General features: G+C 51.6%; 18 protein-coding genes and 4 pseudogenes. 11 read left to right on the forward strand and 11 right to left on the reverse strand.

The window, feature by feature from the left end:
• Positions 1-264: 264 nt before the first annotated feature.
• The 3 genes and pseudogenes from OGV79_RS06740 to OGV79_RS21685 all read right to left on the reverse strand — a co-directional run.
• Positions 265-693, reverse strand: coding sequence for a WapI family immunity protein (locus OGV79_RS06740; RefSeq protein ID WP_110493787.1), 429 nt, complete (start codon positions 691-693; stop codon positions 265-267).
• A gap of 10 nt (positions 694-703) precedes the next feature.
• Positions 704-1,375: a hypothetical protein gene (locus OGV79_RS06745; RefSeq protein ID WP_233596904.1), complete on the reverse strand. Its 672-nt coding sequence runs from the start codon at positions 1,373-1,375 to the stop codon at positions 704-706.
• A gap of 112 nt (positions 1,376-1,487) precedes the next feature.
• A pseudogene (locus tag OGV79_RS21685) lies at positions 1,488-1,604 on the reverse strand (phage regulatory CII family protein); the annotation flags it as partial.
• On the opposite strand from OGV79_RS21685, the pseudogene OGV79_RS06755 reads away from it, so the two are divergent.
• Together OGV79_RS06755 and OGV79_RS06760 are read left to right on the forward strand one after the other, a co-directional pair.
• Positions 1,604-1,720: pseudogene (locus tag OGV79_RS06755) on the forward strand (Repressor protein CI); the annotation flags it as partial. The pseudogenes OGV79_RS21685 and OGV79_RS06755 overlap by 1 nt on opposite strands.
• Positions 1,720-2,721, forward strand: a pseudogene (locus tag OGV79_RS06760) (phage integrase). The pseudogenes OGV79_RS06755 and OGV79_RS06760, both read left to right, overlap by 1 nt.
• Before the next feature lie 57 nt (positions 2,722-2,778).
• Here the strand turns inward: OGV79_RS06760 and OGV79_RS06765 are convergent.
• Positions 2,779-3,531, reverse strand: a complete 753-nt coding sequence (locus tag OGV79_RS06765; RefSeq protein WP_233644188.1) for a hypothetical protein — start codon at positions 3,529-3,531, stop codon at positions 2,779-2,781.
• Positions 3,532-3,847: 316 nt separating this feature from the next.
• The gene (locus tag OGV79_RS06770; protein ID WP_024130967.1) at positions 3,848-4,147 is read right to left on the reverse strand and encodes a DUF1889 family protein; all 300 of its coding nucleotides are present in this window, start codon (positions 4,145-4,147) and stop codon (positions 3,848-3,850) included.
• Positions 4,148-4,735: 588 nt separating this feature from the next.
• Here OGV79_RS06770 and OGV79_RS06775 point away from each other — a divergent pair.
• Positions 4,736-4,834 (forward strand): annotated as a pseudogene (locus tag OGV79_RS06775) (hypothetical protein); the annotation flags it as partial.
• Between the two features lie 54 nt (positions 4,835-4,888).
• Here the strand turns inward: OGV79_RS06775 and dhaR are convergent.
• Together dhaR and OGV79_RS06785 are read right to left on the reverse strand one after the other, a co-directional pair.
• Positions 4,889-6,814, reverse strand: a complete 1,926-nt coding sequence (gene dhaR, locus OGV79_RS06780) for a dihydroxyacetone kinase operon transcriptional regulator DhaR (RefSeq protein WP_047461122.1) — start codon at positions 6,812-6,814, stop codon at positions 4,889-4,891.
• A 105-nt stretch (positions 6,815-6,919) separates the two neighbouring features.
• Positions 6,920-8,017 carry a glycerol dehydrogenase gene (locus OGV79_RS06785; RefSeq protein ID WP_286468182.1) on the reverse strand — a complete coding sequence of 366 codons (1,098 nt, stop codon included), beginning with the start codon at positions 8,015-8,017 and terminating at the stop codon, positions 6,920-6,922.
• 594 nt (positions 8,018-8,611) lie between these two features.
• Between OGV79_RS06785 and OGV79_RS06790 the strand changes: the two genes are divergently transcribed.
• Complete coding sequence (locus OGV79_RS06790) at positions 8,612-10,270, forward strand: glycerone kinase (RefSeq protein ID WP_286468183.1); 1,659 nt, start codon at positions 8,612-8,614, stop codon at positions 10,268-10,270.
• A gap of 59 nt (positions 10,271-10,329) precedes the next feature.
• On the opposite strand, the gene OGV79_RS06795 is transcribed toward OGV79_RS06790, so the two are convergent.
• On the reverse strand, positions 10,330-11,106 hold the full coding sequence (locus tag OGV79_RS06795) for a siderophore-interacting protein (RefSeq protein ID WP_286468184.1): 777 nt from the start codon (positions 11,104-11,106) through the stop codon (positions 10,330-10,332).
• 239 nt (positions 11,107-11,345) lie between these two features.
• Here OGV79_RS06795 and OGV79_RS06800 point away from each other — a divergent pair, with 239 nt between their 5' ends.
• Positions 11,346-11,906: a PadR family transcriptional regulator gene (locus OGV79_RS06800; protein ID WP_047461113.1), complete on the forward strand. Its 561-nt coding sequence runs from the start codon at positions 11,346-11,348 to the stop codon at positions 11,904-11,906.
• On the opposite strand, the gene OGV79_RS06805 is transcribed toward OGV79_RS06800, so the two are convergent.
• Both OGV79_RS06805 and OGV79_RS06810 read right to left on the reverse strand, forming a co-directional pair.
• Positions 11,903-13,468: a methyl-accepting chemotaxis protein gene (locus OGV79_RS06805; protein ID WP_286468185.1), complete on the reverse strand. Its 1,566-nt coding sequence runs from the start codon at positions 13,466-13,468 to the stop codon at positions 11,903-11,905. The two genes, OGV79_RS06800 and OGV79_RS06805, sit on opposite strands and share 4 nt — an antisense overlap.
• Positions 13,469-13,795: 327 nt before the next feature.
• Positions 13,796-15,316 (reverse strand): methyl-accepting chemotaxis protein, encoded by a 1,521-nt coding sequence (locus tag OGV79_RS06810; protein WP_049010696.1) that lies wholly within the window; start codon positions 15,314-15,316, stop codon positions 13,796-13,798.
• A gap of 431 nt (positions 15,317-15,747) precedes the next feature.
• Between OGV79_RS06810 and ygjG the strand changes: the two genes are divergently transcribed.
• Positions 15,748-17,127 (forward strand): putrescine aminotransferase, encoded by a 1,380-nt coding sequence (gene ygjG / locus OGV79_RS06815; protein WP_111925746.1) that lies wholly within the window; start codon positions 15,748-15,750, stop codon positions 17,125-17,127.
• Positions 17,128-17,465: 338 nt separating this feature from the next.
• On the opposite strand, the gene OGV79_RS06820 is transcribed toward ygjG, so the two are convergent.
• Positions 17,466-17,798, reverse strand: a complete 333-nt coding sequence (locus tag OGV79_RS06820; protein ID WP_049009430.1) for a tRNA-binding protein — start codon at positions 17,796-17,798, stop codon at positions 17,466-17,468.
• Positions 17,799-18,017: 219 nt separating this feature from the next.
• Between OGV79_RS06820 and ebgR the strand changes: the two genes are divergently transcribed.
• The 5 genes from ebgR (at position 18,018) to ygjJ (ending at position 25,392) form a co-directional block, all read left to right on the forward strand.
• On the forward strand, positions 18,018-19,001 hold the full coding sequence (gene ebgR / locus OGV79_RS06825; RefSeq protein WP_049009429.1) for a transcriptional regulator EbgR: 984 nt from the start codon (positions 18,018-18,020) through the stop codon (positions 18,999-19,001).
• A 207-nt stretch (positions 19,002-19,208) separates the two neighbouring features.
• On the forward strand, positions 19,209-22,301 hold the full coding sequence (gene ebgA / locus OGV79_RS06830; RefSeq protein WP_286468186.1) for a beta-galactosidase subunit alpha: 3,093 nt from the start codon (positions 19,209-19,211) through the stop codon (positions 22,299-22,301).
• Complete coding sequence (locus OGV79_RS06835; RefSeq protein ID WP_049009427.1) at positions 22,298-22,747, forward strand: beta-galactosidase subunit beta; 450 nt, start codon at positions 22,298-22,300, stop codon at positions 22,745-22,747. The genes ebgA and OGV79_RS06835 overlap by 4 nt, the downstream gene beginning before the upstream one ends.
• Positions 22,748-22,814: 67 nt before the next feature.
• Positions 22,815-24,248, forward strand: coding sequence for an amino acid permease (locus OGV79_RS06840; RefSeq protein WP_104868161.1), 1,434 nt, complete (start codon positions 22,815-22,817; stop codon positions 24,246-24,248).
• A gap of 88 nt (positions 24,249-24,336) precedes the next feature.
• Entirely contained in the window at positions 24,337-25,392 is a 1,056-nt protein-coding gene (gene ygjJ / locus OGV79_RS06845; protein ID WP_373561836.1) for a protein YgjJ, read from the forward strand.
• The last annotated feature ends 13 nt before the right edge of the window (positions 25,393-25,405 follow it).

Below are 25,405 nucleotides of genomic sequence, written 5' to 3' on the forward strand. Positions count from 1 at the left end.
TGCGCGCACGACCGCACCCGACCAACGAGCCGACCACAACCACGGCAGCGCCATCACGACGCGCTCAGACGATAATTTTTATTTACGCACCACCGCTGGCGCGCAATGCTTTCCCCGCCACGCCTGCCCGCTTTATGGGGCGGTTTTAATGCAGTTGCATAACCACTCTGGATCCGCGCCAGCTGTGGCGACGCACGGCCAGAACGGGCAACCCCGGCGCATGCAAAACCATGCACCTGTTGCATGCATGGCTAAAATTGAGAATTAATTTGACCAATTAATGATTTCATCCAACCCGGAAAGCAGCGCAGGGAAGTAGCTTTCATCCATTCCCATACTATCACTGACAACTACACTTTCGGCTGGATTTTCCGGTCTGAGGGTTAATGTCAACAGCACGCCTTGCCCTGAGGGTAGTGGTGAAAAAATCAGATTCAACTGATTTTCTGTGCTATCAAAAACCACCTCCTGCGCTTTACCGCTATTCACTAAATTTATATGTAACTCTATGAGTTTATTTTTAAGGGTATTAAGCTCACCGACATTAAACGAAGCCTGATATTGAGATTTTAGCTCAGGAAGTTCGTATTCCACGTAAGTCTGTATCCAGTCATACTCAGGTATGTCGGGCGTATTATCTCGCTCAAAGGGGGTAATCCGTAGTATTTTCTTGCCGTTAATTATTTCAATCATATTCCCCCCATTATTTGTATAAGAAATGAGTTATTGTCCAGTCCTTCTCACGCACCAGAACCTCTAACATGTATTTCTTATAGAAATAGGTTCCTTTTTGGCCTCGATTCTCTACAAGCTTATACATCTCTGCCTCGTAACGAAAAAGTCCGGGGGCCCTTTGAGGATCAGGCATTCTTTTACCGTATCGAATAACTTTTTCCTGTAGTTGCAAAGGAACGTATCGCCCCGGATTAAGCATATGTTTAGCCGGTGTTGCAGTCATCTTGAGGGCACGAGTTGATAAGCCTATTTTAAGGCGACCACGCAAGATGCTAATGGTAGCCTGACTAAGTTTCACCGTTACAGCCGTTTTAACGCTACTTTCCAGCAATGCCTTCCCCACCCGAAAAAGTCGAAATGCACCAAAGGCGATTAAAGCGAGGTCTGTAGGGTCAATAAGAGGAGCTTCTAATGGCGCTTCTTCCATTCTGACAAACACGCCATCGGCATCATAAATTTGCCACAAACCGGGAGCTTGAGCGACGGAATAACCAATACACATCCCACTTTCATCGTCTACGATGGGCTTAGAATTCAGGGGGGGATTGCGGGGGCGAAACTCGAAGTATTCACCTGATGGCAATTTTGACTGGAAGGTGTAAAAACGCCCTGGCTCGCCTGCAATAAATCCACCGGTCATGTCATTATTTCCTTTTTAGCGTTCCTTTAGGCCATCATAAGGAACATTTTTGCTGTAATCTACTTTGTATGGGCCGTATTTGTATGGCTCAGGTTTCTTTTGGCTCGTTGCGATATTCTTTGAGGGTTTTATCTGCGTACTCAAACGTTGGTGTAACCGGCACGCATGGCAGGCAATGAATCTGCGCCAGAAAACCATCAACGAGTGTTGAGTCTTCGGTCAGGTCAGTCGCTCCTACCCGGTAAAAAGTTACACGTTGCGGGCGGCAAAGTACCGTTTGAGTGCGGGATAGATGAGATAAAAACGATTGGCCGTGTCGTGGGTGTATACAGCGAGGTTAAGTGATGACTGTCCGTAAAAATCCGGCTGGCGGTTGGATTTGTGAGATCTACCCAAACGGTGCAAAAGGCAAGCGTATCAGAAAGAAATTCGCTACTAAGGGCGAGGCTCTGGCGTTTGAACAGTACACCGTTCAAACCCCGTGGCAGGAAGAAAAGGAAGACAGGCGCACGTAAAAAGAGCTGGTTGATTCATGGTACAGCGCTCATAGCATTACACTTAAAGACAGTTTGAAACGCCAATTAGCCATGCACCATGCTTTTGAGTGTATGGGCGAACCACTCGCACGCGATTTCGATGCGCAAATGTTTTCCCGCTACCGTGAAAAACGGTTAAAAGGTGAGTATGCCCGTTCAAACAGAGTGAAAGAGGTATCGCCTCGCACGCTTAATCTTGAGCAGGCCTACTTCCGGGCTGTGTTCAATGAGCTAAACCGCCTCGGAGAATGGAAGGGTGAAAACCCACTGAAAAATATGCGACCTTTCCGCACAGAAGAAATGGAAATAGCCTGGCTAACTCACGACCAAATTTCGCAATTGCTCGGAGAGTGTAAACGGCATGACCATCCTGATTTAGAAACCGTGGTCATAATCTGTCTCGCCACTGGCGCCCGGTGGTCTGAGGCCGAGAGTCTGAAAAAAAGCCAGCTCGCGAAATACAAAATCACATTCACCAACACGAAAGGCAGAAAAAACCGCACCGTTCCCATCAGCAAGGAGCTCTACGACTCTCTGCCAGAAGGAAAAAAAAGTCAGTTGTTTAGCGATTGTTATGGCGCATTCCGGTCTGCACTGGAAAGAACAGGCATAGAGTTACCGGCAGGACAACTTACCCATGTTTTACGCCACACCTTCGCCAGTCACTTTATGATGAATGGTGGTAATATTCTGGTTCTTCAACGCATACTCGGTCATACCGATATAAAGATGACGATGCGTTACTCACACTTTGCACCTGATCATTTGGAAGATGCAATTAAACTTAATCCCTTAGATTATAAAAGTTAATTTTTAATGAAATCGAGGGGTAGATATGCCTACCCCTTAACAATGGAATAATACTAACTATCTTTTTTTGCGTTTGCTTTTGCTTTTCTTCTTATTTACTAAAGGTTCCATTTTAAAAATATCATACATATTTACTGACTGATTCATTGGGATATACCCAGAGTGTATTTGAGTAAAGCCTAATTCTTTATTCGGTTCATTTTTAGGGGGAGATGTTTTTGGTTTGTTTTTATCAAACATAGTAATACACTTGGACTGTGCTCTATCGACAAAAACAACCTTATCAAATGGAAAATCAGACTTACTTAACAAATAATTTGTCCATGAAACATGGTAGTCACTGAAATGTTTTTCATCACATCCAAATAACTGACTAAAGACCAATATAATCACCCCATCAAAACCGCCATCATTTTTATAACCATCATATTTATCGCGTTTTTTCTCAATGGCTTCATAAAAATAGTCTTTTCCTATCGCAATTGAAGCTTTTTTCATGGGTTGGGTTGGAACAACTCCATTTATACAATCGTCAATTTGTTGTTGAGTTATATCTCGAGAGAATTTTTCGTCATTGAAGTATTGCAAATCACCTTGTTTATCGACACAAGTTATTTCTATTCCTATGGTTACATCAACACTATCTACTTTTTGTGATAGCCTAATTGCGGCATCAGGCTTGTCTTTCTGCTCATCAATGCGTGTGAAGTCGCCATATAAATCATGTAAGTAACGTTTAGAGGCTTGAAAAACACTATCTTCGATTTTCAACTTATCCATGTGTGCTCCAAAGTCTTGAGGTTCTTGCATAAGATACTCTTTTCTCGATAACGAGACACTAGATTTCAAAGTGGCGATAAAGTGGCGGTAGAAACGGCGAAGAATGGGTAATCTTTGGCAAACAGATGCAAACTATGTCAATGAAAAATAACGTAAACCATTGATTCCCGGTTGTTCTGGTAGGAACTCATAATCGCTTGGTCGCTGGTTCAAGTCCAGCAGGGGCCACCAAATATCAAGGACTTGCGAGAAATCGCAGGTCCTTTTTTCTGGGCGGCCGGAATAGATGCTCCCGAATTGAAGGCGAGAGCATCGGGGCAGATAGATCTTTTTGCGCGTGCTCAGCTTATACCAGTGCCCGAAGCTGCTCACGCATATATAAAGAAAAATATTCAGGGTTTTTAATAAGCACCCGCTCTCCTGACGCAATTTTTTCAGCCCACCCGACCAATTTTTCCGTAAACCCGGCATTCCACCCTTCCCGATCGCCTCGGGCTGCCACATCTTCTGCTCTCGCCGGAACCCCCAACTCGTTCAAATATTTAAAAATCCCCTTGGCTGTACTTTCATCCATTGGGTGTGGGACTGAAGCGGATGTATTCATACCGTTAATGAAATCTAAGGCTTTATCAATGACTGCTGGCATACTTTTATCCTTAAAATTAACCATCTGAAAAACACCTCTCTAATATGCCCCTGGATTGAACTTAATATCAAAGAAATCATTAAATTTATCCTTTTCTTTCAACCAGGTTTCGAGGTGAGTCACAACACCATCCGTCTTCCTCTCCACAGATCAACCAGATAGCCCGCAAGGCTGGAAACAACAAGCGCAGCAAGTGTGGGGGATTAGACGTCTGGTGAGGAGGCGGTCAGTGCCGGGTTCACCGAGAGAAAAAACAAAATTAATTACGCTCCAGTTTGATACGCCTCTAAAAATATGAGTTTCAGTATGAAACACAAATAATGGTCTGTAGAGAAAAGTGTGATCATGTCGAATGACATTAATCAAAAAATACGTCTGGAAGATAATTGCGTTATCAATTGAGCAATTTTTATCCTGTTGACTTAATACCTGAGAGCGACAAAATAAAGAACATGAAATAAAACATTTACCGCCGCGCGATAATTCATCACGGCCTCAGCCCTGTACGTCGTAGCAGGATATGTTATTGGCAGAAACTGCGTTGCGCTGTTTCTCTGAATGCTCATTCGAACCCGGGAAGGTCTTATTATGAGCTATCGTATGTTTGATTATCTGGTGCCAAATGTGAACTTTTTCGGCCCCAATGCCATTTCGGTTGTGGGCGAACGCTGCAAACTGTTGGGCGGGCTGTAACCCGGAAAAATTTGCGGATATCGCCGGGAGCCCCCGGCGAAAGCCGGTCTAGTCGTGATGCTTGCGCTTGAACTGGCTGGCGTCGATGTCGTACTGCTTCATCTTACGCCACAGCGTAGTGCGGCCAATGTTCAGCAAATGAGACATTTCCTGCACCCGTCCGCTGGTGACGCGGGCGGCATGGATAATCGCCTCTTTCTCGATAGCCGTAAACGTCAGGCTGGCGGGTAACAGCGATGATGTCGTATCCATGCCGGGGCGTTCAGAAAACAGATATTCCGGCAGATTACTCAGGCGGATGTGGCCGTTATCGCTGCTGATAGCGATGTTTTCGATGACGCTGTTCAGCTCGAAGTCATTGCCCGGCCAGGAATAGGCCACCAGTTGCGCCAGCGCATCATCATCCACCTTCAGGCTGGTTGAAAAGCGTTTTTTCAGGCCGTTCAGCCGGTTATAGACCAGCGAAGGGATGCTGTTACGCCGCGCGCGCAGCGGAGGAATAATAATTTCAAACGAATGCAGGGCATAGTAAAGCTGACGGCTAAAGCGGTTCTGCTCGACCAGATTCGCCAGATCAACCGTGGTCGTCGCGATCACTTTCACATCCACCGGGATCAGACGTCGCGCGTCAAGGCGGGTTAACACGCCCTGCTTGATCACTTGCAGCAGCGCAGACTGTAACTCCGGCGCCAGATATTCAATTTTTTCCAGAAACAGCGTGCCACCGCTCGCCAGTTCAAGGCGGCTCAGACGACCATTTTCATCATCGGTTGGCGCACTGCCCATAAAATCCTGCCCCAGTACGCTATTGGCATAGAGCTGGCAGTTTACGGCGATATAAGGCCCGCTCGCGCGCTCGCTTTCGTTGTGGATAGCCTGGCTGAGAAGCTCTTTGCCCACTCCTTCTTCACCACACAGCAGAACCGGGAAGCTCCCCCTCGCAGCCTGGCGGCCAAAGTGGATCAACCGACGCGTTTCTGGATCGTCCGTCGACATCTGTTCAAAGGTATGGCTCACTTTCCCCAGTTGACTGGTCATCAACTGGCGCATTTGCTCCACCGGGTGCAGCAGCAGAATAAAGCTGTTGCCCTGCTCCTCAACTATCGGTTTCAGGGTAATGACGGCATCAACAAACTGATGCTGACTTTCAAAAGTCACTTCGACATGGCTCAACCCGCGGGCGTGTTTAATGGCGCGACGCAGCAAGGCAGGCAAATTGACCAGATCATGGATGTTTTTCCCCTGGCTGGCCTGCGTATCCAGATGCAGCATCGTGGCCGCCCGCGCGTTGAGAAACTGCAACACGCCCTGCTCGTTCCACGCCATAACGCCATCGTCCATGCTTTCCAGCAGCCCGTACATCTGATTCAGATGACGATTAGACTCGGCCAACAGGCTATCAGTTAACAGTGAATTTCCCACTTCACGGGCGATCGCCAGCGTCAGCGATAAATCAGAGACTGACTGGTGCTCCACCAGACAGCAGAGCGAAATGGAGCCAAACAGGCGGCCGTGATTATCAAATACCGGGGTTGAGCAGAATGACCACGGGTGCAGCGCCTGTTTAAAATGCTGCTCTCCGGCCGTTTTGGTTGGCTGCCCCGGCATGGTCGCCAGCGACAGCGCACAGCTGCCGATGATGCTTTCCGCACAGTAGCTGCCGTCGAGAAAGCCCAGTTCCGCCAGTTTCTCCAGCGTCCCGGGATCGCCGCAGCGGTTTAAGATACAGGCGGATTCATCCAGGATAAACAGCGCGCAAGGTCGTCCATCCATGAACTCCCAGGCATCTTCCAGCGCAGCCTGGCCTATCGTCAGCAACGCCGTTTTGCGTCGGCAAATCGATTCAAAGGTCAGCCCTTGCGCCTGGTGCGGCGTCTGCCAGGTTTCTCGCTGCATAAACTTGCTGCAACGATGCCATGACTGAGCGATGACGGAAGATACTTCCTTCCCGATGTCCTGCGTCTGAGCCGTCATATCCTTTTCCGCTGTTTTACCATAGACAACCCCTCCGGCCGGAACGGTCAGAGGGGAGGAGAAACTGCCTGTTTATCTCGGGAAGGGAACGTAACTAAAGGCGGATTAACGCGCCAGCCACTGCTGGCCTAACAGATCCGCCGTCAGAATCGCGGCATAAACGCTGTCCGGCGTCACCTCAAACGGCATATTGTGGATGGTTTCGCCTTCCGCGCAGGTCGCTTTCGCCACCGCCTGAATTTTCCCTTCAATGCCGTCTTTCACGCCCATCTGCGCGAGGGTAATCGGCAGCCCCACTTTCTCGCAGAACCCCAGAACGGTTTCGATCTCTTCCATCGGGCTGTTCTGTAATACCAGTTGCGCCAGCGTGCCAAACGCGACCTTTTCGCCGTGATACAAATGGTGGCACTCTTCCAGAATAGTGAAACCGTTGTGAATCGCATGCGCCCCGGCCAGACCGCTGCTCTCAAAGCCAATGCCGCTGAGATAGGTGTTGGCTTCAACGATACGCTCCAGCGCATCAGTCACAACGCCAGCCTGAGCCGCCAGACGCGCTTTTTCACCTTCTGCGAGCAATGTATCATAACACAGGCGCGCCAGGCTCAAGGCCGCCGCCGTAGACTGCCCGCCCGCCATGCTGGTCGCTCTGGCGTCATAGCAGGCTTTCGCTTCAAACCAGGTGGAAAGCGCATCCCCCATCCCGGACACCAGTAAACGCACCGGCGCTTTGGCGATGATTGCCGTGTCCATCACCACCATATCCGGGTTTTTCGGGTAGATCAGATACTCTTCAAACTCGCCCGCTTCGGTATAGATAACCGACAATGCGCTGGTCGGGGCATCGGTGGACGCAATAGTCGGAATAATAACGACCGGCAGTTTCTGGTAGTAGCCAATGGCTTTTGCCGTATCAAGCGTTTTCCCGCCGCCGATCCCCACCACGCCACGGCAGCCTTTTTGTTTCAAAATGGCCATCAGACGGTTGATTTCAACATGGCTGCATTCGCCATTGAAACGTTCTGCGTGGCAACGGATTTTGTGGCTATTCAGGCCATTCAGCACCTTCTCTCCCGCCAGCTTCATGACGAAGTCATCTGCAATCACGAAAAAGCTGTCCGCCAGGTCTTTGGCATATTGACCGAATAAGACAGAAGCATCAGGTCCCTGGAGATATTTGGCTGGAGATTGAATAACTTTTAGCATTCCTGTCATCCTCAAATAAGTGCATGTATTTACATAGTGAGCCCTGGCGTTATCCTGTTTGGCCCTGTGTTAATGGCGAAAACGGAGCGATACCGGAGCGATGCAATCACTGTAGGACGAGGCATCGCCAAAAAAATCTTTCCTCTTTTTGTTCTGAAATGGAACACAGAAAAATTCATCACGTTTCATAGTGGAACAACAAACCCTAAAAAACGGCAGGATTGCGATCCCGATCCGTTCAGCCTTCTCATAATGCGTCTGAAAAAAGGGGAATCATGCGTGGTTTTCGCCGTCGATTGCCGACAAGACAGGAAAATATTTTTCTGTCCGGCCAACTTTTCTGCATGAATAAGCGGGAAAAAGGCGCGCTCCGGCTCGCATTTTGGCTTTTTTCCATCAGAAAACGTTTCATTACGGAACATAAAATAATAATTTCGTTTCGTAATGAAACTCATTTTCCTCAAATTTTTTTCTTCATGAACTCAGCCAGAATCTCCTCATCGCCGACCTGCCCCGCAGCGTCCCGATGATGAGCGCCTCCGCAACCATAATGTGCAGCCGGGGGTGTGTTTTTCCCACTCTCCAGGAACCGTTATGACTCAATTCTTTTTTAACCAGCGACCCCATCTCGTCAATGACGTCATTGAAGGAACGATTATCTCCAGCCCGTGGAACAATCTGGTGCGCCTGGAGAGCGATCCGGCGATTCGTGTCGTGGTTCGCCGCGATCTGAACCGTAACAACGTCGCGGTGATTTCCGGCGGCGGCTCCGGGCACGAACCTGCCCACGTTGGTTTCATCGGGAAAGGCATGTTAACCGCTGCCGTCTGCGGCGATCTGTTTGCCTCCCCCAGCGTCGATGCAGTGCTGACCGCTATTCAGGCGGTCACTGGCGACGCCGGCTGCCTGTTAATCGTAAAAAACTATACCGGCGATCGTCTGAACTTCGGCCTTGCGGCAGAGAAAGCGCGCCGTCTGGGCTACAACGTTGAAATGCTGATTGTCGGGGATGACATTTCGCTGCCAGACAATAAGCACCCGCGCGGTATCGCGGGCACCATTCTGGTTCATAAAGTCGCCGGCTATTTTGCCGAACGCGGCTACAACCTGGCGACCGTCTTGCGTGAAGCGCAGTACGCCGCCAACAATACCGTGAGTCTTGGCGTTGCGATTTCCAGTTGCCATCTGCCGCAGGAGACGGAGAACGCACCACGCCATCATCCTAATCAGTCTGAGCTGGGCATGGGGATCCACGGTGAACCCGGCGCATCAGTCATTGATACCCAAAACAGCGCGCAGATTGTGCGCCTGATGGCCGACAAACTCCTCTCCGCTCTGCCTGAGACCGGTCGTCTGGCGGTGATGGTCAATAACCTTGGCGGCGTCTCCGTCGCGGAAATGGCCATCATCACGCGTGAACTGGCGCGCAGCCCGCTGCATAAACGCATCGACTGGCTTATCGGCCCGGCTTCGCTGGTGACTGCGCTGGATATGAAAGGTTTTTCACTGACGGCAATGGTGCTGGAAGAAAGTATCGAAAAAGCGTTGCTCTCCGGGGTGGAAACCAGCAGTTGGCAAACGCCGGTGCCGCCGCGTGAGATAACCATTATGCCATCCTCACTGCAAAGCGCGCGGGTAGAGTTTCAGCCTTCAGAGAACGCGTTAGTTGCCGGGATTGTTGAGCAAATCACCCGCACGCTGTCCGATCTGGAAATGGATCTTAACGCGCTGGATGCCAAAGTCGGCGACGGCGATACCGGCTCAACCTTTGCGGCAGGCGCGCGTGAAATCGCGGGCCTGCTACACCGCCAGCAGTTGCCGCTCGACCATCTCGCCACGCTGTTCGCACTCATTGGCGAACGCCTGACCGTCGTCATGGGCGGCTCCAGCGGTGTGCTGATGTCCATTTTCTTTACCGCTGCGGGGCAGAAACTGGAGCAAGGCGCCAGTGTGGCGGCAGCGCTGAATACCGGTCTGGCGCAGATGAAGTATTACGGTGGCGCGGATGAAGGCGATCGTACCATGATCGATGCTTTACAGCCGGCCCTGACATCGCTGCTTGCGCAGCCACAGGATCTGCACGCGGCCTTTTCCGCCGCGCAAAATGGCGCAGAACGTACCTGTCAGTCCAGCAAAGCCAACGCCGGACGCGCATCCTACCTCAGCAGCGAAAGCCTGCTTGGCAATATGGACCCTGGCGCACACGCCGTGGCAATGGTGTTTAAAGCGCTGGCGGAAAGTCACAACGCCTGATAGTCAGCAGAAAACCGGGCCCGCTGTGGCCCGGTTAAGCTTCCAGCTATAAGGAATGATTAAGCCGGCTTACGATGCCAGTATGCTGCGGCGCGCACCCGTTGCGGATCAAACTGTTCCGTCTCAAAGCGACGGCTCAGATGCTTAACCACTTTCCCTTCGCCCGTGATCCAGATGAAATAATCCGCCTCCGGCACCGTTAATTGCGCCAGTCGCTCATCAATCGCCTGCTCATCGTGTCCGACCACCCATTCAATGGCAAAGCCATCAAGATGCGCCAGATAATCCTGATATGCGGCATCCTGTACGCTGACCAGCGCCGTAACATGCGGGCGAACGGACAAGCGATCGAGCGCTTCCAGGCGGCGGCACAGCGCTGGCATCCCTGACTCATCGCAGACATAAACCTGATATGCATAGTCTTCCGGCACCACCAGCGATCCACGCGGCCCACCGATGGTGAGCGTGTCGCCTTCGCGAGCGTTTACTGCCCATGTGCTCGCCACGCCGCCGTCGTGAATAAAGAAATCCAGCGCCAGCTCGTGCCGCTCTTCATCATATAAGGGCGTGTAATCGCGGGAAGCAGGACGTACGCCCTCTCCCCAGACAATCCCTTCGTCCGTCACCGTCGGAGGAACGAACAGGCTGCCCGGTTCAGGGAAAAACACTTTGGTGTGATCGTCAAAGCCGCGCGAGCTAAAGCCTTCCAGCGCTTCACCGCCAAGAACAATGCGCTGAAAACCGGCGCTAATACGCTCGACGCGCAGAACGGTAAGTTCACGAAAACGCAGTTCGTTACGAACGCGCTGTGGGTAGCGTGAGGATGTATTTATCATTTTTTCGCCTTCATGCAGATAATACGATATATCTAAATTAAATTTTAAATGATAATGATTGTTAGTTATGAAGATTGCAAGCACTTTTTTGATACAGTAACTTTCGATATATCTCACGATACAAAATAATTTTAATTACTTTAAAATCAATAAATTAAACAAAATAAAAATCGATCGACTTGCAAGATCACAAGTTTTAGATATAAATTAGATATATCTAAATAAAACAGGAGTACATCATGCGACATCATCATGAAGGTTGCGAGAGAGAACATCACCACGGCCATGAACATGGCTGCGAGCACCGTCATGGCCGGGGCGGCGGCGGCGGACGTCGCCAGCGCTTTTTTGGCCACGGCGAACTACGCCTGGTGATTCTGGAAATTTTGACCCGCGAGGCCAGCCACGGTTACGAATTGATTAAAGCCATCGAGAACCTGACGCTGGGCAACTACACCCCAAGCCCAGGCGTGATTTACCCAACGCTGGATTTTCTTCAGGATCAGGAATTTATCACTATCAAAGAAGAGGACGGCGGGCGTAAGCAGATCACCATTACAGAGCAGGGGCAACGGTGGCTGGAAGAGAACCGTGAACACCTGGAGCACATCCACGAACGCGTGAAAGCGCGCTGCGTCGGCTTTGAACTGCGTAAGAACCCGCAGATGAAACGGGCGCTGGACAACTTCAAAGCCGTGTTGGATCTGCGGGTGAATCAGGGCGGGATCAGCGACGCGCAGCTTAAGCAGATCATTGGCGTTATCGATCGCGCGGCGCTGGAAATCAGCCAACTGGATTAAGCAGGCGGTACGTCCTCCGCACGGATGCGGAACACTTTCACGATCTCTTTTAAGTGCCGGGCCTGCTCATTCAGCGACGCCGCTGCCGCAACGGACTCCTCAACCAGACACGAGTTCTGTTGCGTGGTGGCGTCAATCAGCCCAATCGCGCTGTTGATTTGCGAAATCCCATCGGTTTGTTCGCGACTGGCCTGACCGATTTCACGCAGAATCACATCCATCTCTTCAACGTTATCCACCATACCATTAATCAACGCACTGGCTTTTTCCACCAGTTGCATCCCCTCCTGCGTCTGGCTGGTAGAGTCTTCGATCAGGTGGCGGATCTCACTGGCGGACGACGCACTTTTTTGCGCCAGTTGACGAACTTCTCCCGCCACGACCGCGAAGCCACGCCCGTGTTCCCCGGCGCGAGCGGCTTCCACGGCGGCGTTAAGCGCCAGAATGTTGGTCTGGAAGGCAATAGAATCAATCAGGTTGATAATGTCGGACATACGGTTAGAGGTCTCATTTATCACGCGCATTTTTTGCGTGACCTGACGCATCATCTCACCGTTATTTTTCACCACGCTGGCCGCATCGGCAGAAAGATGGGTCGCTTCGCTGGTGTGGTCCGCCGTATTTTTGACGGTGGCGGTAATCTGCTCCATAGAGGCCGCCGTTTGCTCAACAGAACTGGCCTGTTCTTCAGTACGCGCCGCCAGATCCTGGTTGCCCGCGACAATTTGCGCCGCCGCGCTGGAGATATTTTCAGAGCCGTTCTGAACTTCCTGCACGATCACCAGCAGACGGTTTTTCATCTCCATCAGCGCCTGCAACAGCACGCCGGTTTCATCTTTTTGCGCGATATGAATCGTGCGGGTCAAATCCCCCTCCGCAATCGCCCCGGCAAACTGCACGGCGTCATTAAGCGGTCGGGTAATGGAACGTACGATGTACCATCCCATTATCACTCCGGCGGCAATGCTGATAAGCGCCAGGAGAATCAGCTGTGCCCGGTTGGTGCGAAAATCCTGGTCAACCGACGCGCCCGCGTTGCGCATCAACGTATCTTCAATAGCGATCAGCTCCTGTACTTTGGCTTTATACGCCTGCTGTATGTTGACGGTGGTCGTCATCATTTCCTGTATCGCCGCCGGACGATTATGGTTCTGAATTTCCTGCAAAATACGGAACCGGGAGGCCAGATACTGCTGACGCACATCGCGAATTCCGGCGATGATGGCCTTTGAGGCCTCGTCATGACGGCTGGCGGACAGTTCATCGAGCAATACCGTAATGCGCTGGCTAATCGCATCCAGCTGCTTTTGCGACTCCTGGCTCCAGCGCCCTTCTTCATCCAGCAGCATCAGCTGCTGCGTGCTAACGAAATTCTGAAAATTATCGATCAGCAGGTTGGCTTTCACCGTTGTGGGATAATCGTGAGTAATGATGTTCTGCATACTGGTATTCGTTCGATCCAGGCTGAACAACGAAAGGCCAGAACTCACGATCATCAGTACAATAAACAAACCAAACGCAATAAATAATTTCGAACGGATCTTCATGTTATGCAAAAGCATATTTCCCCCTGGAGATTGTTTTTCCTCTATACAGGGTTCGTTATCGGTTACGGCTTCGCTAACTTTATGATATTGATCGTTTTTTATTTCAAGTTATTACGGTAAATAGTTTTCAACGATGAATATCGGCAGACCGATCGTTATACAATTCATTTTTCAGGTTCGGGAAAATGAAGAATCACACAAAATAACGCAGCGGGTTTAAATAAGGAAATAGCTCGAAATGGTAAATATTTAATATGTGCTTAACATTGTTAGCCCAATATTATGACAAAACGCTTATCGGCTTCGATAAGCGTTTGTCGGCAGAAATAAAGGGAATTTGGTTTAATGCAGAACCGTTACCGCGTCTTCCAGACGGCTGGCGCGATGTTTAACCATCGCTGAAACCTGAGCGCTCTCCTCCACCAGCTCGGCATTTTTCTGCGTGATATGGTTTAACTCATCCACGGCACGGGTCAGGCTGGAGAGTCCGTCCGCCTGTTCCAGCGTCGAGTGGCTGATTTGCGCAATAAGCTGAGTGACGTTTTGCACCTGAGCCACAATATCATCCATCGTGCGTCCTGCCGCATGAACCTGTTCGGAGCCGGACTGTACCCGGCTTGCGCTGGCGTCAATGAGCTTACGAATATCATTCGCCGCGCTGGCGCTTCGGCTGGCAAGATGGCGAACCTCCCCGGCGACAACGGCAAATCCTTTACCCTGCTCGCCCGCTCGCGCTGCTTCAACCGCCGCGTTCAGCGCCAGGATATTCGTCTGGAAAGCAATATCGTTAATCAGCGTAGTGATTGTGCCAATCTGCTGCGTGCTGTCAGCGATGTCATCCATCGTTTTAATGACGGTTTCCATCGCCTCTCCGCCCTGCGTCGCCGCACTGCTGGCCGCGCTGGATAATTTATCGGCGGCGGACGCGGTGGTGGAATTTTTCTTCACGGACTCAGCCATCTGGTTCATAGTCGTCACCGTCTGCTGCACATTCTCCACCGTCTGGCGGGTGTGTTTATTCAGATCGTCATTGCCTTTCGCTAACGTCTCGCTGCCGTTTCTGACGCTGGAAACCTGGCTTGAGACATCATTAATCAGCCAGCGGCACATAAGCCCAAGCTGGCCTACCGCGCGCAACATCAGCCCCAGTTCGTCACTACGGTTAAGATGCGATACGCTATTACGCTCGCCCGTTGCGACTTTCAACGCCTGCCGGGCGACATTTTCGATCGGACGCACAATCTGCCATTCAAACACCGCCGTTCCCGCCAGCATCAGCAGGGCGTTCACGAATAGCGCTGGCCACGCAACGCCCATTTGCGCCATCGCCGCCATCAGCACCACGCCCGTTAGCGCCATAACGCTGCGTACACGCCAGCGAATGGGGATTGCCGGCAATTTCCCCAGCCAGCCTTTACGCACCACCAGTCCTTTGTGGATACGTTTGTTGCTGCGGCCTTCATTCAGCGCCTTATACAAAGGCTCAACGGCCGCAATCTCTTCGTCTGTCGCGCGGGTACGAATCGACATATAGCCGGTCACGCGCCCTTCCCGCACCATCGGCACCGCATTCGCCCGCACCCAGTAGTGATCGCCATTCTTCCGTCGGTTTTTCACGATGCCGCTCCACGGCTCACCCTGCCTGAGGGTGTACCACATATCCGCAAACGCGGCTTTCGGCATGTCCGGGTGGCGTACCAGATTATGCGGTTGCGTAAGCAGTTCATTCAGCGTAAAGCCGCTTACCTGAACGAAGGTATCATTTGCATGGGTGATATAGCTTTGCAGGTCAGTTGTGGACATCAGGGTTGTATCATCATCCAGCGGATAATTATGCTGGCTGACGTAGGGATGAGAAGACATGGTTGCGTCCTGTGCAGGTTACTTGAATGTTAACTTTTCTGTCAGATGTTATTTCGGCGATAATTGGTTTATCTTTAGTTGTTAAATTTGATTTAGATCGCAATTTGCGTTTAAACCGTAATATTTGTATGTTTTCTAATTCATTGATTTAAAATACTTTCGTTAAGTAACTATTCAGTTCTGCTATAACTTCCGCCCCATATACGCACACCGCCCGCACCGTTCTGGTGCGACTGCCCGCTGGTCAGCCCCGCTTCCCCCGCACACGCATTGCGCAAAACATCACCAATTGTTAATGAATGAGATTAAATATTGCACACTTGATATTTTCCCTGGTGTTTATCCCGATTTTCATGATCCACGCCGATATGGCGCAATCCCTGCAATACTTAACTCAGTATCATGTGATACGCGAGTTCCGGGAGCACATTTTGAACAGGTTACCTTCCAGCGCATCGGCCCTGGCCTGTAGCGCACACGCACTGAATCTCATTGAAAAGCGAACGCTTGATCATGAGGAAATGAAAGCACTGAACCGAGAGGTGATTGATTACTTCAAAGAGCATGTTAATCCGGGGTTTTTAGAGTATCGAAAATCTGTGACCGCTGGCGGGGATTACGGAGCCGTAGAGTGGCAAGCGGGAAGTCTGAATACGCTTGTCGACACCCAGGGACAGGAGTTTATTGATTGCCTGGGTGGTTTTGGCATTTTCAACGTGGGGCACCGTAATCCAGTTGTCGTATCCGCCGTACAGAATCAACTCGCAAAACAACCTCTGCACAGCCAGGAGTTACTGGACCCGCTCCGGGCCATGCTGGCTAAAACGCTCGCAGCGCTCACGCCTGGAAAACTGAAGTACAGTTTTTTCAGCAACAGCGGCACCGAATCGGTGGAAGCGGCGCTGAAACTGGCGAAAGCGTATCAGTCGCCGCGCGGTAAGTTTACCTTTATCGCTACCAGCGGCGCGTTTCACGGTAAATCGCTGGGGTCGCTTTCCGCCACGGCGAAATCCACGTTCCGCAAGCCGTTTATGCCGCTGCTGCCGGGCTTCCGCCATGTACCGTTTGGCAACATTGAGGCCATGCGTACTGCGCTTAGCGAGTGTAAAAAAACCGGCGACGATGTAGCAGCCGTCATTCTGGAACCAATCCAGGGCGAGGGCGGCGTGATCCTGCCGCCGCAGGGCTATCTGACCGCCGTGCGTAAACTCTGCGATGAGTTTGGCGCCCTGATGATTCTGGATGAAGTCCAGACCGGCATGGGGCGCACCGGTAAGATGTTCGCCTGCGAACATGAAAACGTGCAGCCTGACATTTTATGTCTGGCAAAAGCGTTGGGCGGCGGCGTGATGCCGGTTGGGGCAACCATCGCTACCGAAGAGGTGTTCTCCGTTCTGTTCGATAATCCGTTCCTGCACACCACAACCTTTGGCGGCAACCCGCTGGCCTGTGCGGCAGCATTAGCGACCATTAACGTGTTGCTGGAGCAGAATCTACCGGCACAGGCGGAGCAGAAAGGCGATATGTTGCTGGACGGCTTCCTCCAGCTTGCCAGGGAATACCCTGACCTGGTGCAGGACGCTCGCGGAAAAGGGATGTTGATGGCGATTGAGTTTGTTGACAACGAAATCGGCTACAACTTCGCCAGCGAGATGTTCCGCCAGCGGGTACTGGTTGCCGGGACGCTCAACAACTCGAAAACGATTCGCATCGAACCACCGCTGACATTAACAATTGAGCAGTGTGAACAGGTATTAAAGGCGACCCGCAAGGCTCTGGCGGCGTTACGGGTGAGCGTGGAGGAAACATAACACACCGCCGGATGGCGCTACGCTTATCCGGCCTACAGGAATCCGATCCGTAGGCCGGATAAGACGCGCCAGCATCGCCATCCATGTTCACACAACCACCCGCCTGTAGGCCGGATAAGATGCGCCTGCGTCGCCATCCGGCAGGTTCACACAGCCCGCACACCCGCCTGTAGGCCGGATAAGACGCGCCAGCGTCGCCATCCGGCAAGTTCACACAACCCGCACACCCGCCTGTAGGCCGGATAAGATGCGCCAGCATCGCCATCCGGCAAGTTCACACAACCCGCACGCCCGCCTGTAGGCCGGATAAGACGCGCCAGCGTCGCCATCCGGCAAGTTCACACAACCCGCACGCCCGCAGGCATTACGCGTTCCGGCGTCAGCAATACGCTTTCACTGCCGTCATCGGTTTCGGCGCACAGCAACATGCACTCTGACGTTTCACCACGCATTTTGGCTTTTTGCAGATTGCACAGTACCACCACCGTTTTCCCCATCAGCGCATCCTCACGGTAATAAGGTACGAGGCTGGTTACCGTTTGCAGCGTACGCTCGCCCACATCCACCTGCACAATGTAAAGCTTATCGGCATTATCATGACGCTTTACCTGTACAATCTTTCCAACACGCAGCTCCAGTCGGGCAAAATCCGCAAAGGCCACCGTCTCCATCTTTTTCTCCTTCTGGTAAAAATTTACTAAATCATAGCAATAATTTTTCCAGGCACTGTTCTTAAAAAAGGGGAAATGCTGCGTTTATCACACTCTTTAAGCTGAAATTTACCCCTGGCACGTCAAATAAACGCGCTTTATTTACTGAAAACAGATGCATAGATAAGCACTTCCTTTACAATGAAAAGGCTACTCAGGGGAAAGTCGGAAAAGGTAATCATGGCAACACTTAAAGATATCGCAATTGAAGCTGGCGTATCCCTGGCGACAGTGTCGCGGGTCTTAAACGACGACCCCACGCTGAATGTCAAAGAAGAGACCAAACACCGCATTCTGGAAATCGCGGAAAAGCTGGAGTACAAAACCAGCAGCGCCCGTAAGAGCCAGAATAGTACGGTCAGCCTGCAACACATCCTTGCCATCTACAGTTATCAGCAAGAGCTGGAAATTAACGATCCCTACTATCTGGCAATCCGCCACGGGATTGAGACACAGTGTGAAAAATTGGGGATTGAACTGACCAACTGCTACGAACACAGCGGGTTGCCGGATCTTAAAAACATCACCGGCATTCTCATTGTCGGCAAGCCCTCAGCCGCCTTACGCGACGCCGCCGCCGCGCTGACTGACAATATCTGCTTTATCGACTTTCACGAATCAGGCAGTGAATACGATGCCGTCGATATCGATTTGTCCCGCATCAGCAAAGAGATCATCGACTTTTTCATTGCTCAGGGCGCAACCCGTATCGGTTTTATTGGCGGGGAGGATGAGCCCGGCAAAGCCGATATCCGCGAAGCCGCGTTTGTCGAATATGGCCGCCTGAAGCAGGTCGTGCGTGAAGACGATATCTGGCGCGGTGGTTTTTCCAGTTCATCAGGTTACGAACTGGCGAAACAAATGCTGGCTAAAGCGGATTATCCGCGCGCGCTGTTTGTCGCCTCCGACTCGATAGCCATTGGCGTGTTACGCGCAATCCATGAGCATGGCCTTGAGATCCCGCGCGACATCTCCCTGATAAGCGTGAATGACATTCCGACGGCGCGATTCACCTTCCCACCGCTTTCCACGGTGCGCATTCATTCCGAAATGATGGGCAGCCAGGGCGTAAATCTGGTGTACGAAAAAGCCCGTGACGGGCGTGCACTGCCGCTGCTGGTCTTCGTTCCCAGTAAACTTAAACTGCGCGGCACCAGCCGCTAACTCCCCTTTTCCACCGCCCGGTTTTCCTGATAGCCGGGCGCATTCCGCTTTTCGCCGTTTTTCTTCTCACTGCTTATTTTCGTGATCCAGTTAAAGTAAATCATTTTACCCACTACATTTTAGTAAAAATTTTACTAAAATCATTTCCCATAACGCACACTTACCATCGCCTTGAAGGGTTCCGACTTCGCTCCACAGGGAGGCATTATGAATCGCTGGGAAAACATTCAGCTGACCCACGAAAACAGACTGGCGCCACGCGCCTACTTTTTTTCTTATGACTCAATAGCTCAGGCTCGCACATTCGCCCGCGAAACCAGCAGCTATTTTTTGCCGCTAAGCGGTCAGTGGAACTTTCAGTTCTTCGACCACCCGCTTCAGGTGCCGGAAGCCTTTACCTCAGAGTATATGCGTGACTGGGGAACAATTACCGTTCCGGGGATGTGGCAAATGGAAGGCCACGGCAAGCTGCAATATACCGACGAAGGCTTCCCGTTTCCGATCGATGTGCCGTACGTCCCCAGCGATAACCCCACCGGCGCTTATCAACGCATTTTCACGCTGAGCGAAGGCTGGCAAGGAAAGCAAACGCTGATTAAATTCGACGGCGTCGAAACGTATTTCGAAGTTTATGTGAACGGCCATTATGTGGGATTCAGCAAAGGCAGCCGCCTGACGGCAGAGTTCGACATCAGCGCAGTCGCGAAGACGGGCGACAACCTGTTATGCGTCCGCGTGATGCAGTGGGCAGATTCCACCTATGTTGAAGACCAGGATATGTGGTGGTCGGCGGGCATCTTCCGCGACGTTTATCTGGTTGGTAAACACACCGTCCACATTCAGGACTTCACCGTTCGCACCGATTTTGACGACGATTATCGCAATGCCACCCTCTCCTGCCAGCTGGTTCTGGAAAACCTGACCGCCGACCCGGCAATCGCTTCTCTGGAGTATGCGCTGTTTGACGGTGAGGATGTTGTACATGCAGGCGCCATCAACGCACTGACCATTGACCAGCGCATCAGCACCGACTTTGCTGTTGGCGTTCGCACTCCGCACCAGTGGTCCTCTGAGTCGCCGTATCTCTACCACCTGGTGATGACCCTGAAAGACGCTAACGGCAATACTCTTGAAGTGGTGCCGCAACGCGTGGGCTTTCGCGATATTCAGGTTCGCGACGGGCTGTTTTACATCAACAACCGCTACGTGATGCTGCACGGCGTCAACCGCCACGATAACGATCATCTTAAAGGTCGGGCTGTCGGCATGGATCGCGTTGAAAAAGATCTGCGGTTAATGAAACAACACAACATCAACTCGGTACGAACCGCGCACTACCCTAACGATCCACGTTTCTACGAGCTCTGCGATATCTACGGCCTGTTTGTGATGGCGGAAACTGACGTCGAGTCACACGGATTCGCTAACATCGGCGATATCAGCCGCATCACCGACGACCCGGCGTGGGAAACGGTCTACGTCGAGCGCATCGTGCGCCATATCCATGCGCAGAAAAACCACCCTTCTATCATCATCTGGTCGCTGGGCAACGAATCCGGGTACGGCTGTAATATTCGCGCGATGTACCACGCCGCCAAAGCGCTGGATGACACGCGCCTGATTCACTACGAAGAAGACCGCGACGCCGAAGTGGTGGATATCATCTCCACCATGTATACCCGCGTGCCGCTGATGAACGAGTTTGGTGAGTACCCGCATCCGAAGCCGCGCATCATCTGCGAATACGCCCACGCGATGGGCAACGGCCCCGGCGGACTAACCGAATATCAGAATGTCTTTTACCAGCACGACTGCATTCAGGGGCACTATGTCTGGGAATGGTGCGATCACGGTATCCAGGCGAAAGACGACGATGGCAACGTGTGGTACAAATTTGGCGGCGATTACGGCGACTACCCGAATAACTACAACTTCTGCCTTGATGGTCTGATTTACCCTGACCAGACGCCGGGCCCAGGTCTGAAGGAGTACAAGCAGGTCATTGCACCTGTAAAAATCCACGCGCAGGATCTGGAACGTGGCGAACTGAAAGTAGAAAACAAACTGTGGTTCACCTCCCTTGACGACTATACCCTGCATATTGACGTTCGTGCCGAAGGGGAGACGCTCTCCACGCAGCAGATCAAACTGCGCGACGTCGCGCCGAATAGCGAGGCGTTACTGCACTGCACGTTGCCAGCGCTGGATGGGCGAGAAACGTTTCTTAACGTCACCGTGACCAAAGACTCCCCCACACTCTACAGCGACGCAGGGCATCATATCGCCGCCTGTCAGTTCCCGCTGAAGGCCAGAACGGCGCCTCCTGTACCGTTTAGCCAGCCAAACGCGCGCGCGTTGACGCTGGAAGACGATCGTCTGAGCTGCACCGTGCGCGGCTACAACTTCCATCTGACGTTCTCAAAACTGAACGGGAAGCCAACCGCCTGGAACGTTAATGGTGAAGCGCTGCTGACCCGCGCGCCAAAAATCAATTTCTTTAAGCCGACAATTGATAATCACAAGCAGGAGTTCGAGGGACTCTGGCAACCAAACCATCTGCACATCATGCAGGAGCATCTGCGGACGTTTACCGTCGAGCAAACGGAAGATGCGGTACTGATTACCAACCACACCCTTATTGCTCCGCCGGTATTTGATTTCGGCATGCGCTGTACGTATCGCTGGCGCATTGCGATGGATGGTCAGGTAAACGTCGCGCTTTCCGGCGAACCCTACGGCGAATATCCGCACATTATTCCGTGTATTGGCTTCACGATGGGAATCAATGGCGCCTTCGATCAGGTTGCCTGGTATGGTCGCGGCCCGGGAGAAAACTATGCCGACAGTCAGCAGGCCAACATCATCGACATCTGGCGCTCCACCGTGGATGGCATGTTTGAGAATTACCCGTTCCCGCAGAACAACGGTAATCGCCAGCATGTACGCTGGGCGACGCTAACCAACCGCCACGGCAACGGTCTGCTGGTGGTGCCGCAACGCCCCATCAACTTCAGCGCCTGGCACTACACGCCAGAAAACCTCTTTGCCGCGCAGCACTGCAATGAGTTGCAGCGCTGCGACGACATCACTCTGAATCTGGATCATCAGTTGCTTGGGCTGGGTTCCAACTCCTGGGGAAGCGAAGTGCTCGATTCCTGGCGCGTCTGGTTCCGGTCATTCCGTTATGGCTTTACGTTGCTACCGGTGTCCGGCGGCGAAGCGACCGCCCAGGCTATCGCCAGTCATGCCTTCGGCACGGACTTCTTTTCCACAAATTTGCATAGCGAGAATGAAAAATGAGGCTCCTCGATAACTTAGAACAGTTCCGGCAGGTCTACGCCTCTGGTCGAAAATGGCAGCGCTGCATTGAAGCGATTGAAAATATCGACAACATTCAGCCCGGCGTCGCTCACTCCATCGGGGATTCTCTGACGTATCGCGTGGAAACCGACTCTGCCGCTGATGCGCTGTTTACCGGGCATCGCCGTTACGTTGAAGTGCATTACTACCTGCAAGGGCGACAAAAAATTGAATATGCTGCCAAAGATACGTTGCAGGTCGTTGAATATTATCGCGATGAAACCGATCGCGAATATCTGAAAGGTTGCGGAAACACCGTAGAGGTTCACGAAGGACAGATGGTGATTTGCGACAACCATGAAGCCTACCGTTTTATCTGTAATCACGCTGTAAAAAAAGTCGTACTCAAAGTGACCATTGAAGATGGTTATTTTCATAACAAATAAAAATAACGGGCGGCACCTGTGATGTGCCGCTGACTACCCTACAAAAATCAGGAATCGGAGATGTGTTATGTCTGATACCAAACGTAATACAATCGGCAAGTTCGGCTTACTCTCGCTTACCTTTGCCGCCGTTTACAGTTTTAATAACGTTATCAATAATAATATTGAGCTGGGGCTGGCATCGGCGCCGATGTTTTTCCTGGCAACGATTTTCTACTTTATCCCCTTCTGTTTAATTATTGCAGAATTCGTTTCATTAAATAAAAACTCTGAAGCAGGCGTTTATGCTTGGGTAAAAAGCTCCCTCGGCGGACGCTGGGCATTTATTACCGCCTACACCTATTGGTTCGTTAACTTGTTCTTTTTCACCTCGCTGCTCCCGCGCGTAATTGCCTATGCCTCTTATGCGTTCCTGGGCTACGAATATATTCTGACGCCGGTCGCAACAACCGTATTGAGTATGGTGCTGTTCGCCTTCTCAACCTGGGTTTCCACCAACGGGGCAAAAATGCTGGGGCCAATCACCTCCGTCACCTCCACGCTGATGCTCCTGTTGACGCTTTCCTATATTTTACTGGCCGGTACGGCGCTGGTGGGCGGCGTTCAGCCTGCCGATCCGATCACCGTGGAGGCGATGATCCCAAACGTTAACTGGGCGTTCCTCGGTATTACGACCTGGATCTTTATGGCCGCAGGCGGCGCGGAATCCGTTGCGGTGTATGTTAACGACGTAAAAGGCGGATCAAAATCATTTGTAAAAGTGATCATCCTGGCCGGGATTTTCATCGGTGTGCTTTATTCCATTTCGTCGGTACTGATCAACGTATTCGTGAGCAGTAAAGAGCTGAAATTTACCGGCGGTTCAGTACAGGTCTTCCACGGTCTGGCAGCCTGGTTTGGTCTGCCCGAACTGTTGATAAACCGCTTTGTCGGTCTGGTTTCTTTTACTGCGATGTTCGGCTCCCTGCTGATGTGGACTGCAACGCCGGTTAAAATTTTCTTCTCCGAAATTCCCGCAGGGATTTTTGGCAAAAAAACCGTCGAACTGAATGAAAACGGCGTCCCCGCCCGCGCCGCCTGGATTCAGTTCCTGATTGTCATTCCGTTGATGATTATCCCGATGCTCGGCTCGAATACCGTTCAGGAATTAATGAACACCATCATTAATATGACCGCAGCGGCCTCCATGCTGCCTCCACTGTTTATTATGCTGGCCTACCTGAATCTGCGGGCAAAAATGGAGCACTTACCGCGAGACTTCCGTATGGGATCGCAAAGAACCGGTATTATCGTCGTGTCGATGTTAATTGTTATATTTACCATCGGATTTATTGCCTCCACTTTCCCAACCGGCGGCAATATTATGACCATTGTTTTCTATAACGTGGGCGGTATTGTTATTTTCCTCGGATTCGCCTGGTGGAAATACAGCCGATACATTAAAGGACTCACAAAAGAAGAACAGGATATTGAAGCCGCACCCGCATCAAACATTAATTAACAGATTGATTTCATAACTATAAGAACCATTTTCACATTGGCTATAACAATAAAAAATATTTATTTTGGCTTAGGACAGAAGCATGAAAATGATGAAAAATATTCGCAGGGCAATGATTGCCCTGCCCTTCCTCTGTGTTTTTCCCCTGGCTGCGGAAGACGTTCATCCGGCAGAACACGACGACACAAAAATGCCAGCCGTCACCTCTCCCTCCTTTCGTTTTTACGGCGAGATGGGGCTGGGGGGATATATGGATTTAGAAGGACAGGATAAACATAAATACAGTGACGGCACCTATATTGAAGGCGGCCTGGAGATGAAATACGGCTCATGGTTTGGCCTGATTTATGGCGAAGGCTGGACGGTGCAGGCCGACCATCAGGGGAACGCCTGGGTTCCCGATCATAGCTGGGGCGGGTTCGAAGGCGGTATCAACCGTTTTTATGGCGGTTATCGTACTGATGACGGCACGGAACTGATGCTGAGCCTGCGTCAGGATTCCTCGCTGGATGACCTGCAATGGTGGGGCGATTTTACGCCGGATCTGGGCTACGTCATCCCCAATACCCGTGACATCATGACCGCGATTAAGGTGCAGAATCTGAGCGGCGCCTTCCGTTATAGCGTCACCGCCACGCCAGCCGGGCATCACGATGAGGGGAAAGCCTGGCTCCATTTCGGCAAATACGATCGCTATGACGATAAATACACCTATCCGGCGATGATCAACGGTTATATCCAGTACGATCTTGTCGAAGGCGTCACCTGGATGAACGGTCTGGAAGTTACCGACGGCACCGGGCAACTGTTTCTGACCGGCGTTCTCTCTCCCAACCTGGCCGCCCGCGCCTGGCACCACACTGGTCGCGCCGACGGTCTGGACGTGCCGGGCAGCGAAACCGGCTTTATGGTCAGCGCCATGTACGAAGCGCTAAAAGGCGTTTATCTCTCTACGGCCTACAGCTATGCCAGACACCGGCCAGACCATGCCGCAGACGAAACCACCTCTTTTATGCAGTTTGGCGTCTGGTACGAATACGGCGGCGGGCGTTTCGCCACCGCCTTCGACAGCCGGTTCTATATGCAAAACGCATCTGGCGATCCCAGCGACCAGATTTTCCTGATGCAATATTTCTACTGGTAATAAGGACATGAAC

It is taken from the genome of Citrobacter sp. CK185 (genome assembly GCF_030333565.1).
Classification (GTDB): Bacteria; Pseudomonadota; Gammaproteobacteria; order Enterobacterales; family Enterobacteriaceae; genus Citrobacter_B; species Citrobacter_B koseri.

Coding starts and splice junctions, on each gene's coding strand:
- OGV79_RS06740 (WP_110493787.1), bottom strand. CDS start 693: ATGATTGAAATAATTAACGGCAAGAAAATACTACGGATTACCCCCTTT.
- OGV79_RS06745 (WP_233596904.1), bottom strand. CDS start 1,375: ATGACCGGTGGATTTATTGCAGGCGAGCCAGGGCGTTTTTACACCTTC.
- OGV79_RS06765 (WP_233644188.1), bottom strand. CDS start 3,531: ATGCAAGAACCTCAAGACTTTGGAGCACACATGGATAAGTTGAAAATC.
- OGV79_RS06770 (WP_024130967.1), bottom strand. CDS start 4,147: ATGCCAGCAGTCATTGATAAAGCCTTAGATTTCATTAACGGTATGAAT.
- dhaR (WP_047461122.1), bottom strand. CDS start 6,814: ATGACGGCTCAGACGCAGGACATCGGGAAGGAAGTATCTTCCGTCATC.
- OGV79_RS06785 (WP_286468182.1), bottom strand. CDS start 8,017: ATGCTAAAAGTTATTCAATCTCCAGCCAAATATCTCCAGGGACCTGAT.
- OGV79_RS06790 (WP_286468183.1), top strand. CDS start 8,612: ATGACTCAATTCTTTTTTAACCAGCGACCCCATCTCGTCAATGACGTC.
- OGV79_RS06795 (WP_286468184.1), bottom strand. CDS start 11,106: ATGATAAATACATCCTCACGCTACCCACAGCGCGTTCGTAACGAACTG.
- OGV79_RS06800 (WP_047461113.1), top strand. CDS start 11,346: ATGCGACATCATCATGAAGGTTGCGAGAGAGAACATCACCACGGCCAT.
- OGV79_RS06805 (WP_286468185.1), bottom strand. CDS start 13,468: ATGCTTTTGCATAACATGAAGATCCGTTCGAAATTATTTATTGCGTTT.
- OGV79_RS06810 (WP_049010696.1), bottom strand. CDS start 15,316: ATGTCTTCTCATCCCTACGTCAGCCAGCATAATTATCCGCTGGATGAT.
- OGV79_RS06820 (WP_049009430.1), bottom strand. CDS start 17,798: ATGGAGACGGTGGCCTTTGCGGATTTTGCCCGACTGGAGCTGCGTGTT.
- ebgR (WP_049009429.1), top strand. CDS start 18,018: ATGGCAACACTTAAAGATATCGCAATTGAAGCTGGCGTATCCCTGGCG.
- ebgA (WP_286468186.1), top strand. CDS start 19,209: ATGAATCGCTGGGAAAACATTCAGCTGACCCACGAAAACAGACTGGCG.
- OGV79_RS06835 (WP_049009427.1), top strand. CDS start 22,298: ATGAGGCTCCTCGATAACTTAGAACAGTTCCGGCAGGTCTACGCCTCT.
- OGV79_RS06840 (WP_104868161.1), top strand. CDS start 22,815: ATGTCTGATACCAAACGTAATACAATCGGCAAGTTCGGCTTACTCTCG.
- ygjJ (WP_373561836.1), top strand. CDS start 24,337: ATGATGAAAAATATTCGCAGGGCAATGATTGCCCTGCCCTTCCTCTGT.